We start from the raw sequence: 14,462 nt of genomic DNA, 5'->3' as shown, positions 1-14,462 counted from the left end.
ATCGATTCCAGGGGGGCTATCGTCCGGGCGCCGGTTGCGTCCCCGCGTTCGACAACGCGTTCAGCTCGCGCTGCGCGGCCACATAGTTCGGATCGATGTGAAGGGCCTCCCGGTACTCCGCGGCGGCTTCCTCCTGTCTTCCCAGGGCCCGCAGCGAGGTCCCGAGATTGAAGTGGACTTCCTTCACGCCCGGCTTGAGGCCAAGGGCGGCGCGACCGTGTGCAATCGCCTCCTCGTGGGCGCCCCGCGCAGCCAGAACCATGGCCAGATAGCTATGCTCGACCGCGTCCCGCGGCTCGAGCTCGATCGCGCGCCGCAGCTCCCGCTCCGCCTCTTCATAGCGTCGAAGACGAGTGAAGGCGCATCCTAGCTGAAGGTGAGCGGCGGACATCTCGGGATGCGCCGCCGCGATCTCTTCCAGCTCCGGAGTCGCCCTCGCGGCCTGACCCCGATCGATGAGAAGGGACGCACGTCGCACACGCACGTCGACGTAGTCGGGGCGGTGTCTGAGGATCTCCTCGTACTCTCGGATCGCCTCCTCCGGTCTTCCCAGCCTCGCCAGCAACGAAGCCAGCTTGACGCGCGCATCGACATACCCTGGGTCCTCCTCCAATGCGTCGCGGCACGCCTGGAGCGCCCCCTGCAGGTCTCCGGACACCTCCAGTCCGCTCGCCTGATCGACGAACCACCAGGCGGGATTCGACTGGTAGGGCACGATCTGCACGTTGCACAGAAGGTAGAGGGCGACGCCGGATCCGAGAACAGCGCCCGCCCGTCCCCAGGATCGAGAGCGCAAGAGCTGCCAGAGGCGATGGAGGGCATAGGCCGCAAAGAGGAAGAGAAACGGGAGGACGGGGACCCGGAATCGGCCTGCTGCCAGGAAAGGGAGGAAAGAGAGAAACAGGATCAGGACGAGGAAGATGATCAGGACGAGCAGGGGGAACGCCCTCACGGTCTCGGCGCTGCGTTTCGCCCCCAGGCCCCGCGATCCTCTCCTCTCCAGAGCGACAAGCAGGAGGCCGAGAAGCGAGAGCGACAAGACGAAGGGGAAGCCTGGGCTCCAGCGCAGGATGGGGTACTTCGTCTTCTCCAGGCCGAGGGCCTTGTTGTTGGCGATCTCCGCCGGGCCCCAGAAGAGCGCCGCCCGCTTCAGGCAGAGTTCCACGAACCTCGCCGGATGGCTTGCGATGTAGTCCAGGGCCTTGCGGTTGAAGTAGGCGGAAACTCCCGAGTACTTGAGAGGGCGGCCGGCTTCTCGCGAGACGCCGCGGGCGATCCGGTCATAGAGGAACCAGTTCCATCGGTTCAGCCCGGTCAGCTCCTGCATATTCGGAATCGTCGCGGTCGTGCCGTCGCTCGTCTCGTTGTTGCCTATGTAGAGATTGACAGCCCCATTGCTCGCGATCGGGACGAAGTCCCCGGCCACCACGGCGTTTCGGATCGTGGCCGGCGCGATCCCGAGGACGACTCCGAGCAGGAAGATCGCCAGGTGGCCGTAGATCTGTCGCGGCCGGACGAGATCGCGGCCCGCCCAGAGCATCCAGAGAGCGAGGACCGGGATGAACGCGAGGGCGTTGGGCAACGTGAGCGAGAGAAGTCCCAGGGTCAGACCGCTCAGGATCGCGCGCCCGCGGGACGGCCTGGTCCACCAGCGGTAGGCTAGCCAGACCAGGAGCAGAGCCAGGGTGACGATCAGGGTCGGCGCTTCGAGCTCGCCCTCGAAGAAGATCAACACCCAGTAGCCGGCGGCGAATGCCGACGCGATCAGGCCCACGGCGCGACCGAACAGGGCTCTACCGAGGAGGAAGGCGAGGAAGCAGTTGAGGAGTCCGAGCAGGATCTGGGCGAGGCGGGGAAAGAAGTAGCTCAATCCGAATGTCTTGTAGATCAAGGCGAGGAAGTACGGATACCCGGGAGGTCTGAGGAAGGGGACCTCTCCCAGGCGCGGATCCTCGTGCGACGCGGGAGGAGTCCAATCCCCGGTGGCGAGGGCCCTGGCCCAGTAGTCATGGAAGCCGGCGTCCTTGATCGGGTGTTCGAAGTCGGGCGCTTGCCTGAGGTCCGACAGGTAGGCGAGGCGGAGAAGGAGCCCGGCGAGCAGGATGCCGCCCAGGATCAGACCGGTCCTCCAGCGCCGCGCTCTCGGCGTTCTCTCCCGAGCGCCTCTCTTGCCCTCATCACGGATGGCGCCGCCGACCGGATTGCTGGAGGGGGCTCGGATCATGTCATGATCCTCTTGCCTGGCGTCCGGTCAGGCCTCCGGCAGCTCGATGGCGAAGCTGCAGGCGTCATCGCCGCGCAGGACCGAGTGGAGAACGCGAACGCGAACCGGCTCCCCGATAGTCCCCGTCCATTGCCGGCGCTCCCAACCTGCCCCGCAGTAGCAGAAGCTCCCGGGCATCCCTTCGCCGAGCCGGTCGCGGATGATCGGGCAGAAGCAGTAGGCGCGCCGCTTCTCCTCGGACGTCTCGGCCTTCTCATACGCCTCCGGGTCGCGCGGTCGTTTGGTGGCGATCACCACGTTGCCTTGGCGCGTCGAGCTGTCCCTCCACGGTGGATTGGCGGCCCGAAAGGCGAGCACGGCATCAATCGCCTGGCCGCGGTCGCCCGTCCGCTCCATGGCCTCGTCATGGACGGAGCGGAGCCTGTCGATCTGCCGGTCGGGGAAGACGTGCGCGCAGCCGGTCAGGATCTCGTGCGTTCGATCATCGCCTGCGTCGCGATCGAGCTTCTCGACGGCAGCCTTCACCCAGGCGAAGCGTTCCTCCCCCGTCGCCTCGAGTCCCGGTGCGGGCCGGTTCGCGAGCAGATCGCGAGCCGCCTCGGACCCGAGGACCCGCTCCGCGTGCCGGGCGAACAAGTCCTCCCACCTGTGGACCACGAACTGCACCTCGACGGCCGTGGCGTCGGCCGTCTCCCAGTCCGGATAGACCTCGCGGCCGAACTCGTCGGAGATGACCCCGCGCTCCGCCGTGGTCCGATGGAGGGCGCGGTAGGCTTCCCGGATCCCTTCCGTCGGTCCCCGGTGGAGGTGCGCGAGGACCTCCAGCTCCGGCTCCATCCTGCAGAAGAGCCCCTCGACCGCGATCTCCCGCGAGACCGGAAAACAGACATCGATGTCATAGGCGCCCTCGACATCGGTGATGTACTGGAGGAGGCAGAACGGCGGCCCCGTGATCGCGTCATGCGGAATCAGAGCGGCCAGCTCCTTGATGGCGGGCCGGATCTCCCCGCGCCCCTTGAGCGCCTTGCGCGCCCCGGCCGCCAGGGTCGCGGGCAGGATCTTCCTCTCCATGGGAAACTCGCTCGAAGCCATCTGTCCCCTCCGGTGAGCAGCCCCGGCCCCCATGTTCCGACAACTGACGCCCCCGAGTGTAGGGGATCCTCTGGTAGGCTCCAAGGGGCGCCGGGCCGGCTATCGGATCCGCGAGCCTCGCGGTGCGTCCTCACTTCTGGGGCGCCTCCGGGCCGCTGTGGCGGGCACCAGGCCTGACGTCGCCTCGGCCACCATGTTGCCATGCTGGCGCGGGGGCGGCTAGACTGACCGGCGATGAAGCTGGTCACGCGACAGAGCCCGCTATCGATCGAGGACCTGCGTCAGCTCGCCTCCGCTCGATTCGGCAGTCTTGTGAAGGGGGTCGTCGATCTCGACCGCGGGGTGATGCTCGTCGGAGCGGAGCTGCATGCGGATGAGGAAGCCGAGCTCTTGGCGACGGGGTCGCGGCAGCAGGATCTCTGGGGGATCAATCTCTATCCAGAATTGCCAGACGATGAATGGATCGAGTTCGACTCCATGATCAACCTCAGACCCTCTCAGGGCAACCACTCCAGGAGCGTGGATGATCCGGCGATCCGAGAGAGGATTGGGGCCCTCGTCCGGCAGCTCGCGCGCCGATGAGCCCCGTCCGGCACGAGTCTCTGGCCCGGGGGCGATGGTTCACCTTCACCCTGTGCGAGCAGATGGGCCACGTCGGGAGCGAGGTTGGTCGGGCCCTGCGCTGGCGGGAGCGGAACCGGAAGATCTCCAGCGATGCCGTCGAGCGCGCGATTGAGCTGATCGATCTCACGCTCGACGATCCTCGTCACCGAAGGTCGGCGGCCAGATTGCGGGAGATCGCGCGGGCCCGCGAGGTCCTCCTCGACTTCTTCGTGGGTGAGAACGCTTACCGTTCTGACGGGAGCTCTCTCCAGCGGTATTTCGACGCCTTCGCCGTGGCCGCGGCGCGAGAGAGATCATTGAATCCGCCCTGATCGCCCCAGCATTCCGACCGTAACATCTCACTTGAGGCTCGTCGCGATCTCGGGATCGTCCCGGCCCAGGATCCGCTCGTCCATGGCCAGGGCCTCCCTGAAGAGACGCTCGGCCTCATAGACGATCCCCATCCCGCCTTCGCCGATCTTGCGAAGGATGCGGTAGCCTGAGATCGATTGGGGAAGATCGGTCGCCGGCGCCGGTTGACCCGGCGGCGACGCAATGGTCGGATCGTCACTTCGGCCCGGGGGATCGTGGATCGTCTCGTCGCCCATGAGCTCCTCAGCCGTCACGATCGCGGTTTCTTCTTCCTCAGAATCCTCCCCGCATGTTCGGCGAGCTTCGCTGCCTTCTTGCGGCTGGGCGGGAGGCTCTTCTTCAGCAGATCGATCAGATCATCCTGCTCGGGCTGGATGGCGAGCGAGCTCTGCGCGATGGAGATCCCTTCTTCGGAGTAGCCCGCGCGAAGGAGGGATACGGCGGCGTTGTGCAGGACCCGGGCATCGCCCGGCGCGAGGGAAGCGGCCGTGTGGTGGAGCCGCGCCGCGTCCTCGAGATCGCCCGCGGCCGCGCAGGCGCGCGCGAGGACATCGAGCACGATCGGGTCGTTTCCCTCCGAGGCGATGGCCTCCCTCAGGTGGGGGACGGCCTCTTTGGCCCGTCCGAGGCGCTCGAGCGCGGTTCCCAGGAAGAAGTGCGCGGTGCCGTAGCCGTCCTCCGCCGTCACTACCTCGCGGAGGAACGACACCGCGGACTCCGCATCCCCCTCGAACGTGTTCTCGATCGCCTGCTTCCAGCGAGCCTCGAAGTCGGGAATGAGGCTCCGCAACAAGACCTGGTAGGCGAAACGCCGGACCGGCACCTGCGTGGCGATCTCGAGCAATCTGCGCGCCTGCGCGGCCGCCGCCCCGGGCCCCTCGAGATCGAGGCAGATCTGAGTGAGATGCTGCTGGATCGTCTCGTCCTTGCTGCCCTCCGAGATCCTCCCCCTTAGGATGGCTCGGGCGCCGGCCGCGGCCATCCCTGACCGCCCGGCGAGATCGGCCATCAGCTCGAGCTGCATCGGATGGATTCCCCGGGCCATGCTCCGCTGAAGGACCTCGAGCGCCTCGTCGTTGCGGTTGCGGGCGAGGAGAGCCCGGGTGAGGTTCGTGCTCGAGGTCGGCGGCCCTCCGGCCGACGCCGCCTCTCGGAAGAGGGGGTCCGCTTCATCGAGGCGTCCCGCGTTCGCGAGCAGGCATCCTGCGTGATCGAGCAGGTTCCCGTCGAAGTCGGTCCGGCCGACCGCGCTGCGGAGCATCGCGACGCCCCGATCGACGAAGCCCCGCTCCGCCAGCCAGTTCGCGTACTGCTCGAGGGCGGGTCCAAAGAGCGGGTCCCTGCGGAGCGACTCCTCGAATGACGCTCTGGCCTCTTCCGCAGCCCCGGATCGCATGCGCGTCATCGCCAGCAAGTAGGGGGGAAAGGCCGACAGGGGAGTCATGTCGGACCACCGCTGCAGCGCGTCGCGGGCCGCCTGCTGGCACTCCGATTTCCCGGTCTCCGTGGCGGCCCCCGCGAGGCGCGCGAGGCAGTCGCGCCCGATCGGATGCGCCGGATCGCGCGCCAAACAATTGAGCGCCGGCTCGAAGAGACGCTGCGGATCCTCCTGTCCGATGCCGGCCTGAAAGGCCACGATTCTCTCGAGCGCGTAGAGCGTCGCGAGCGCGGTCGCATGATCCTGCGTGTGGAAGATGGCCGCGGGGCCTTTCTCGATCGGGACCCGCTCCACGGCACGAAGCAGCTCGTCCAGAGTGAGCGCGGTGCCGGAGAAGACGCCCGCCTCATCGAGCGGAATCGGCGTTAAGGCCGTGCGATCCGCAGTTTGAGATCGCAAGGAAAGCCGCGCCTGAGGCGTCGCTGGGATGGAGTGATCGATATCGAGGAACAGGATCGCGCGGGCCGACGGGACGAGCTTCCTCTTGCGGGCGATCTCGTCCTCGGCCCAGGCGATGGGGCGGAGGATGAAGCGCGTGCGCCCCCCCGCGTCAACGGTCGTTTCCGGCCAGAACGACGTTGTGACGTCCCGGCCCTCCAGCCAGCCGCGAAGGAACTGGAGGATTCCGATCGAGAGTGAAACGAGGCGCGGGTCATCGCTGCCCGCCGGGTGAAGGATGAGCAGATCGAGCCGCGGCTTCCCCGCGGGCAACGGGAATATCGGCGCCATCGAATGACTTCCTGTTATGAGTCCTCAATCTCCGCGGCGACTCGCCTGCATCCGAAACGGGAACGAGCGAGTCGCGGCACGATCACGCCAAGCCTGGCAGGCGCGCAGAAGGAGTGTCGCAGATGCCGCCGAAAGGGTCCACATGCGTTCGTCTGGGTCTGAAAAGCCGTCCGGCGCGATGAGAAGGCGAAGGCTTGACAGGCCGGGACGTCGGCTCTAGCCTGCCTTCGTCGCTTTGCAATCGGTCTCCCGCCCTCGGGCGCGACCGCGCGCCGGAGAGGGAAAACGGTCAGAAGCCGTTGCGGGCCCGCCGCTGTAGTCGGGGACTGTCCCCGCACGACGCCACTGGCGAGAGCCGGGAAGGCGCGGGGCACAGGTTGATCCGAGAGCCAGAAGACCTGGCGGGAGGCCTTCCAAAGCCCCTTGGTCGGTCCGGAAACGGCCGGAAGGGGGGGCATCCCCTCCTCATCCGTCCTCTCCTCTCCGATCGGGTCGCGGCGCGCCGCGCCAGGGTCGCGGCGCGTGGAACCTCTCGCGGTTCGGAGGTCCCATGAGGCCCCTGGCGGTCCTCTTGTTCATCGTCTCGCTCTGCGGCATGCATGCCGCGGAAGCGATGGGTTCCCCTCCTCCCTTCTGGCCGGACGCGGTCGACACGATCGAGGTCGTATCGCCCCGTCCCTTTCCCGAGGAGCGGATGGGCAGGACGCCGGGCTTCGTGCAGGTGGTCCGCCTCGGCCCGGCGGTGCCGGCCTCATGCGATCTGGCGGATCTGCTGGATCGCGCCGCCGGCGTCCAGATCCGCAGCTACGGGGGTTCCGGCTCCATACAGCTCGCGTCGGTGCGGGGAAGCAGTCCCTCTCAGGTCGAAGTTCGCGTCGATGACGCGCCGATCTCGGCGGGTCCGGATGGAATGGTCGATCTGTCGTTCCTGCCGGCGCGCCTCTTCGAGCGGGCGGAGATCACTCGCGGACCCGGGGCTTCTGAGGAAGCAGGTCTCGGCCTTGGCGTGATCCGGCTTCGCACGAGACAGGACGCAGGCGCGCCGCTTCACCTGCGCGTGGGCGCGGGCTCGTTCGGCGCCTCGACTCTGGCTGCCGCGGGCGGACTCGCGCGGGGCGCGCTCGCGATCCTCGTATCGGGCGGAGTGGTCGCGAGCGAGGGGGACTACCCTTACAGAGACCGCAACGGCACGCCCTACGAAGGCGGGGACGATCGGACGGTCCGCCGCGAGAACAACGCCTTCCGCCAGTCGGACGCGCTCGTCCAGGGACGCTATCGCGCGGGGGAGCGCCTTGCCGCGAGCTACATCGGGCACGGACTGTGGCGGGACGCCGGCGTTCCGGGGACCGAGAGCATGCAGACGAGAAACGTCCGCGACCGTTTCCGTCGTCTCCTTCAGGTTGTCGCCCTCGATGCGAGGGGCCCGTCGTCGAGCGCATGGAAACTGCTGCTCCATCGCCAGGAGGACGCGGATCACTACGAGAATCCGGACGGGGAGGTCGGGTTGGGGAAGAGCGACACGAAGAGCGACTTCCTGGCCCAGGGAGGAGAGATTCGCGCGACCTCCCTCCTGCCCGGGATCGGGGCGACTCTTCGTGTGGCGGGATCGTTGCAGGAGGAGATCTGGAGAGGGCGCGATCTGCTGGCCGGCCGGGCGGAGCCGGCCCACCGCCGCCTGGCCGGCGGCCTCGGGCTCGACCTCGCGGCGCGTCCGATCGCAGCGGTCGAGCTCCTGCTGCGCGAGCGGCTGCTGGTCTCGACAGGGCGGGGATCGGAAGGCGTCCGGCTTCGGACTCCGCGCGTCGGAGTCTCGCTCGACGCGGGGCGGGGCATCCTCATCCGGGGAGGGCTGGGGAGATTCGCGAGGCTTCCAGCGTTCGTGGAGATGCATGGCCGCGGAGGTGTCCAGATCGGGAATCCCGCCCTCGCTGCGGAGCGGGGAACTGCATGGGACCTCGGGGCGAGCGCGCGGATGCCGGGCAGGTCGCATGGCCCGCTGCGATGCCGGGTCGAGGCGGCCTATTTCGAGAGCCGCACGGAGGAGGCCATCGTCTGGCTGCAGAACAGCCAGCGGACCTCGCGCCCGGAGAACCTGGAGAGGACGAGGGTCCGCGGCGCGGAGCTGCTCGCGCGCGCGGCCTACTCCGCGAGAAGCGTTCCTTCCTGGGCCCATCCGGCGATCGATGTGACGGCGAGCGGCACGCTCCAGGAGGCGCACGACGCGGGTCCGAGCGCGAGCTACAGAGGGAAGTCGCTGCCTTATCTGCCGAACGCGAAGGGGTCGATCCAGACAGGCATCGCGCTGTCGAGGCTGCGTCTCGAGCACGCCCTGGACTATGAGTCGGGCTTCTACCGCGATCGGTACAACTCCCAGGCGAGGCGTCGGGGAGACCGCTTCCTGCAGGAGGCCAGGGTCGTCTTCTCGATGAAACGGGAGAGCCTGGAGCTGCTCCTCGGCGCGCGGAACATCGCGGACGTCAGGACCCAGGACGTCGAGGGGTTTCCTCTTCCTGGCCGTTCGTTCTTTCTGGAGCTTGCCTACTCGGCCCCCGCCGGCGGAGGCGCAGACGACGCCACGGCCGGAAGAGGCGAAGGCGATCGGCAACCCCGCCCCTGAGAAAGGAGAAGATCCAAGATGCAGTCGAGTCTCCGTGAGAGAGCATCGTTTCGTCCCCGGCCCGCCCATGCCGCCATCGCGCCCGCAGGGCCGATGGCGGCCTTCGCGGCCGCGATCCTCATGGCCGCCGTCGTAGGCTGTTCGGACGAGAATCGGCCGCCGACGCAGCCCCCGCCTCCGCAGATCCCCGAGTGCGGCAGGCTTCTCGTCGTGACGACCGACTACTCCACCGGAGCGATCACGGTCGTCGACGCCGACTCCTCCTATCGGGTCACGCGCGATGTCGCTGCGGTCCACTCGGATGCCGTCGGGAGGGTCCACGGCGGACTTCTCTATGTGGTCAATCGACTCGGAGGCGACAATGTTCAAGTTGTCGATCCAGCCGACGGCTTCCGGACCGTCCGCCAGTTCAGCGTGGGCGGCGGGACGAATCCACGCGACATCGCCTTCGCAGGAGAGGGCCGCGCCTACGTGAGTCGCGGGGGCTCCGCCTCGATCCTCAAGGTCGAGGTGGGCGACGGCAGCGTCCTGGGAGAGATCTCTCTCTCCGTCTTCGCCGACGGAGACGGCGTTCCCGACATGGACAGGCTCTTATACATTGATCCCTACCTCTACGTGGCGGTGCAGCGGATCGACTTCGGCGGGGCGACCTATCTGCCGGTGCCGCCCTCCTACCTTGCGATCATAGACACGAGAGCCGACTCGCTCGTGGACGCCGACCCGACGATCGCCGGCATTCAGGGGATCGTCCTGCAGGGATTGAATCCCACGGCGCCGATGGTCCTGGACCGGTCCTCCTCGTTCCTCCTCGTTCCGGAGTCGGGGGTCTACGGGGTCCTCGACGCCGGGATCGAGAAGGTCGACCTGTCGACGTGGAGGTCGGCGGGTTTCATGGTTCGGGAGGAGATCCTAGGGGGGGATCTCATCGACTTCGCCCTGACGGACGAGGGAGTGGGCTACGCGACCGTGAGCGATCCTTCGTTCGTCACGTCGCTCGTTTCCTTCAACGCCGCGACCGGCGTCCTGGACCGGATCGTCCACCGATCGAACGGCTACGAGCTGGCCGACTTGATCCTCTTGCCGTGCGGAGATCTCGCCGTCTGCGATCGGAACTATGCGGATCCGGGCCTCCGGATCTTCTCCGCCGCGAACGGCGTTCCCCGAACCGACATCTCGCAACCTCTCCCCACGGGACTTCCTCCGTTCGAGCTGGTCTTGATCACGGAGTAGAGGCGTGTCTCCCGAGAATCTCGCGCGCCCGCAGCAGATCGTCCTTCAGGGTCGCCGGAGGATAGTCGGCCGGGGCAAAGAGAACGAACCAGACCCTCTCCGTATTCTCCGTGACGCATGTGCGCAGGGAGTCGGATGTCGGATTGCCGAACGGTCCGATCTGATCGATGAGGGCCGGACGTCCGGTCAGATGGATCTTGTCCTTTCTTATCCCCTCGTACTCCTCCCCCTCGCGTCCGAGACGCAGCGACACGGGAGGCTCGATCTTCGCCGCGTCGTAGAGCCCGACCGGAAGGAGCATCGTGAGCGAGGCCAGATTCGCCGCGTCGACGATCGCGTTGACTCGATAGAGTTCCTTGCCCTGCAGCACGCGGCGGAGGAGGGACTCCGATGAGGGGCGCGTCTTCGATGGATCGATGCCTATGGCGTGGTAGAGCCGCCGCGCGGGCTGGAGCGCCTCATGCGCGTCGGGAGGCCCCGCCCAGAGGTCGCGATAGCGAGTCTCGAGCTCGCGCAGCGCCTCGTCGAGGCTTGCGGGACGATTGCCAGCGGACGCCTTCTCGAGCAGGAAGGAGCCGACGCTCACCTTTCCCTTGAGAGAGTCATCGACTGTCAGGGGCAGCGTCGGAAGTTCTCCATCGCCCTTCACCCACGGTCTTCCAAGGTTCTCCATCTCCGCCTCCTGCGGCTTCTTCGGTCCGCCGGTTCAAGAGCGGCTTGGTTGCATCTGAGCCGCCTGCCTGGCGCATCCGCTTGGCCCTGGTGTCGCGCCGTGGCCCGCTCCGCTCGCTGAGTGACAGGGCGCGAGCTGCGCGGGCCAGCAGCGCTCCACTGGAGCGTCCGGGGGCCCCGACCGGTTCCCGAAGCCCCGCGCCGCGAACGCGAACCTAGCGGGGCGGAGGGAACCGTCGGGGTCCACCTTCCTCGCGGCGCGCTCGCTCGCTTCTCAGATCCATGCACATCCGCCTAGTTCCGCGCCACCAGAGAGGCCGTCCAGTCCCCCTCCTCGGTTTCGCCCTCCCGGTAATCGATGACTTCCATTCCACGCGCCGCCTGGAGGAGCTCGCCGCTTTTCAGGAGGTGCGATGGGTGCGTCGGCTTCCGGCCGGCGCGGAACTGATGCTCGATGAACGTCTCGTAGAGGAGCAGTCCGTCCGGAAGCAGCCGGTCCCGAAGGAGCGCGAAGCCGCCCCGGTCCAGGAAGCGATGAACATGGATCGTGCCCCACCGGCCGTCCCAGCAGGAGGGATTCCCCTCCACATCCCCCTGCCTCAGGCCGATAGTGACCTGGTGGCGTTTGGCCAGCAGGGACGCCTGCGCGATCGCGTCGGGGAGGAGATCGATGGCGGTCACTTCCGCCCCGTGCATCGCCAGGAAGACCGCCGTTCGCCCCGATCCAGAGGCCAGGTCCAGGACGGGACCGACGGGAAGCCGGCTCTTCCAGAGGGCCGCCAGGCGGGAAGGCTCCCATGCCGGGGAGACCTCGGTCCCCGCCGCCCAGGGGCCGGGCCAGTTCGAAAGGGGAGCAAGGATAGGGCGGGCGGTGTATCCGAGTAGTTGCAGGCGACGGGCGCCATCGGCGGTTTGACTCGCGTCCGATCCCAGCAGGAGGAGCATCCGTCGTCGCGGAGGCCGGAGCGCGGGTTGGTCGATCTCGTCGAGGCCGAGCCTGCACGAGCCGGGGATGTGCGCCCGCTCGAAGTCCTCCCTGGGGCGTAAGTCGACAAGGCGGATCGCCGAGGCGGGAAAGGGCGGGCATGGGTCGGGCCAGGGACGACCGAGGGCTCGACTGGCGCCGAAGATCTGGATCAGGGTGTCGAAGGTCGCAGGGAGGAGCGATTGGGATGGCGCATCCAGCATGGTATCCTCGGGAACGGAGAGCCTCAACCGGCGCGACAGGCCCGATCCTGGGCAAGGTTGCCGCGGTGGGCATGAGGCCCCGGATCATGGAGCAGTTTCACCCCGACTACAGCGCCCATCCGTTGTTGAACCCGGCTCTCTCCGAATCGGACCCGGCCTTCCTCCGCATGCTCTACAAGAAGTACCTCGGGATCATCCGAGGATCGGAACCGTACAACGGCCTGCTGAACGGGATCCTCTTCCCCCCCGGGGAAGAGCATGTCCTCGAATCGAACCTCGAGACCGCACGATATTACCTCAACGAGGCCGACCATTACTTGGGAGATCTGCTCCAGCTCCTGCCGGCCGAAGTGCGGACCTCCGTGGAGCCGGCGCCCCGCGTGCGCGACTGCTCCGACGTCCTGGAGCTCCTCTCGGTCATCTTCGGTGAAGAGGACCCGCGGAGCCGCTTTGAGGCGCAGCGTAAGCTCTACCTGGCCAAGCTCTTCTTCGAGGTCGATCACTGCCGCGACGTGCAGAACGGGGTCGCGCACAAGCGCTTCTTCGAGTCCCTCCTCGAACGGCATCTCTTCTCGGAGGTGGCGGAGAGGCGCAAGGTCGAGGTCTGCTCGGAGATCGGCAGGGACGGAGTCACGATGGACTACTCGATCGGGCGCGTTCCGCGGCCCGGTCAGGAATGCTGGTCCTTCGATCTGCAGGAGATCCAGATCCTTCATGAAGGACGTCCGATTCGCCTCCATGTCTACTTCTACTCCTGTCGGTTCAAGAAGGAGATCATCCCGTTCCAGTACCACAAGGGCGAGGTTCACTACGCCTTGCGTCCGATGGAGATCTGGAGCGGTCTCAACAGGAGGCGGAACGGGTCGATCGTCAGCAAGATGATCCGCAAGGGGGAAAACGACCCGAGAGTGATCAAGGATCTGATCGGCGCGATGTTCATCGTCCAGAATCTCATCGAGGTGGAGCATCTGAAGGAGATCCTATTCGGGATCTTCGGAGGCCCCCTGCACATCAAGAACGCGGTCGATACGCTCAGCGGACACGAGGGACTCGCCGCCCTCAATCCCTTCACGGGGGCCGGCTACAGGGTCTTCAAGTGCGAGATCGACGTCCTCTATCGTGCGCCGAACATCCCGGACGCGCTGCCCTATTTCTTTCCCGTGGAGCTGCAGATCTACACCCTGGAAACCTATCTGAGGACGATCCACACCGATCACTACGCGAGCCATCAGGCCCTGAAGAAGAGGCAGTTCCTCCTGGGGTTGGTCCCCTATCTCTTCCCCCCGGCCGTCTACGGCGACGACCCGGTGCGGCTCTGCATCGAGGAGGGCGCGCGCGGCGGCCCGGGCGGCGGGCGCTGAGCCCGTTCTAGTCCCGCCTGGGCGGGGCGTGGCAGTAGCCGCAGAAGCCGTCCGAGCCCTCCGCCGGGCCGCTCCCGTCATGGCAGTCGAAGCAGTAGTAGGTGTCGTCGTCATGCCATGGGCCGTGCGCGTCGTAGTCCGCGAATCCGCTGGGATGGATGTTCCGATCGCCGCCGCGCGGACCCGGTCGGTCGCTGTGACAGATGACGCACGGGGAGAGATCCCCCTCGTGGCAGCTCGCGCAGTGGGAGATGTCCCGCCTCGCCTCGATGGCGTGGAGGTTCCGACCGGTCGTCCAGTCCTTTGAGTGGTTGGCCGGCTTCAGGCCGAAGTCCCCCGCCATCGCGTCATGACAGTCGACGCAGAACGACTCGTAGTCATGGCACGAAGCGCAGTCGCTCACGTGTTTCCTTGCGTCCTGGGCGTGCGTGAAGAGGTAGTTCCTCGCGTGGGTCAGGAAGAGGACGTTCTCTCCCGAGTGGCACTCGCTGCAGGTCTCGCTGTGGCGGTGGCACTCAGCGCACGCGTCGCCGTTGCCTCTGGCCTCGTACGAGTGGGTCTTCCGGAAGTCCGGCCCATGGGAGAGCGGCTGCAGGGCGTCGACATCGGCGTGGCAGGAGGCGCACTCGGCCGATGCCTTCTCTCCCTCGTGGCACGCGAAGCAGAGGTCGTGCCCGGGTTCGCCCTTCCCGGTCCCGGTCATGACTGGCTGTGAAAGGGCTCCGTGGCAGTGAGCGCAATCGACGCTCTCCATGTCGAGGTGCTTCGCGTGCGAGAAACCGGGAAACCCGGAAGGCGCGGGAGAGGGGGCCGCCCAGTCCCATCCTTCCAGATCGGTCTGCTCGTGGCAGGCGAGGCACGCGTCGGCATCCGGGAGGAGGCTCTCGGCTCCGGATTCGCTTTCCTGGGCGCCTGGATGGCAGGTTGCGCACTCGA

General features: G+C 67.1%; 11 protein-coding genes and 1 riboswitch. Of the genes, 5 read left to right on the top strand and 6 right to left on the bottom strand.

The features are described from left to right. Positions 1-16: 16 nt before the first annotated feature. Both FJY88_03165 and FJY88_03160 read right to left on the bottom strand, forming a co-directional pair. Positions 17-2,224 carry a tetratricopeptide repeat protein gene (locus FJY88_03165; protein MBM3286341.1) on the bottom strand — a complete coding sequence of 736 codons (2,208 nt, stop codon included), beginning with the start codon at positions 2,222-2,224 and terminating at the stop codon, positions 17-19. Between the two features lie 27 nt (positions 2,225-2,251). Continuing rightward, positions 2,252-3,316 carry a hypothetical protein gene (locus FJY88_03160; protein MBM3286340.1) on the bottom strand — a complete coding sequence of 355 codons (1,065 nt, stop codon included), beginning with the start codon at positions 3,314-3,316 and terminating at the stop codon, positions 2,252-2,254. Between the two features lie 234 nt (positions 3,317-3,550). Here FJY88_03160 and FJY88_03155 point away from each other — a divergent pair, with 234 nt between their 5' ends. Both FJY88_03155 and FJY88_03150 read left to right on the top strand, forming a co-directional pair. Then, entirely contained in the window at positions 3,551-3,898 is a 348-nt protein-coding gene (locus FJY88_03155) for a hypothetical protein (protein MBM3286339.1), read from the top strand. After that, positions 3,895-4,251 (top strand): hypothetical protein, encoded by a 357-nt coding sequence (locus FJY88_03150; GenBank protein MBM3286338.1) that lies wholly within the window; start codon positions 3,895-3,897, stop codon positions 4,249-4,251. Before FJY88_03155 ends, FJY88_03150 begins: the two co-directional genes overlap by 4 nt. 27 nt (positions 4,252-4,278) lie before the next feature. On the opposite strand, the gene FJY88_03145 is transcribed toward FJY88_03150, so the two are convergent. Both FJY88_03145 and FJY88_03140 read right to left on the bottom strand, forming a co-directional pair. Then, positions 4,279-4,545 carry a hypothetical protein gene (locus tag FJY88_03145; GenBank protein ID MBM3286337.1) on the bottom strand — a complete coding sequence of 89 codons (267 nt, stop codon included), beginning with the start codon at positions 4,543-4,545 and terminating at the stop codon, positions 4,279-4,281. Then, positions 4,542-6,458, bottom strand: coding sequence for a tetratricopeptide repeat protein (locus FJY88_03140; GenBank protein MBM3286336.1), 1,917 nt, complete (start codon positions 6,456-6,458; stop codon positions 4,542-4,544). The genes FJY88_03145 and FJY88_03140 overlap by 4 nt, the downstream gene beginning before the upstream one ends. Positions 6,459-6,691: 233 nt before the next feature. Then, positions 6,692-6,879: riboswitch (cobalamin riboswitch) on the top strand. Positions 6,880-7,008: 129 nt separating this feature from the next. On the opposite strand from FJY88_03140, the gene FJY88_03135 reads away from it, so the two are divergent. Both FJY88_03135 and FJY88_03130 read left to right on the top strand, forming a co-directional pair. Beyond that, the gene (locus FJY88_03135; GenBank protein MBM3286335.1) at positions 7,009-9,075 is read left to right on the top strand and encodes a TonB-dependent receptor; all 2,067 of its coding nucleotides are present in this window, start codon (positions 7,009-7,011) and stop codon (positions 9,073-9,075) included. 18 nt (positions 9,076-9,093) lie between these two features. Then, positions 9,094-10,305 carry a hypothetical protein gene (locus tag FJY88_03130; protein MBM3286334.1) on the top strand — a complete coding sequence of 404 codons (1,212 nt, stop codon included), beginning with the start codon at positions 9,094-9,096 and terminating at the stop codon, positions 10,303-10,305. Here the strand turns inward: FJY88_03130 and FJY88_03125 are convergent. Together FJY88_03125 and FJY88_03120 are read right to left on the bottom strand one after the other, a co-directional pair. Then, positions 10,295-10,978, bottom strand: a complete 684-nt coding sequence (locus tag FJY88_03125) for a hypothetical protein (GenBank protein ID MBM3286333.1) — start codon at positions 10,976-10,978, stop codon at positions 10,295-10,297. The two genes, FJY88_03130 and FJY88_03125, sit on opposite strands and share 11 nt — an antisense overlap. A 293-nt stretch (positions 10,979-11,271) precedes the next feature. Next, the gene (locus FJY88_03120; protein ID MBM3286332.1) at positions 11,272-12,165 is read right to left on the bottom strand and encodes a methyltransferase domain-containing protein; all 894 of its coding nucleotides are present in this window, start codon (positions 12,163-12,165) and stop codon (positions 11,272-11,274) included. A gap of 86 nt (positions 12,166-12,251) precedes the next feature. On the opposite strand from FJY88_03120, the gene FJY88_03115 reads away from it, so the two are divergent. Next, complete coding sequence (locus FJY88_03115; protein ID MBM3286331.1) at positions 12,252-13,526, top strand: hypothetical protein; 1,275 nt, start codon at positions 12,252-12,254, stop codon at positions 13,524-13,526. Positions 13,527-14,462 lie beyond the last annotated feature (936 nt).

The organism is Candidatus Eisenbacteria bacterium, assembly GCA_016867495.1.
Taxonomy (GTDB): domain Bacteria; phylum Eisenbacteria; class RBG-16-71-46; order CAIMUX01; family VGJL01; genus VGJL01.
Note: the sequence above shows the minus strand (reverse complement) of the source record. Positions and strands in the feature narration are given on the sequence as shown.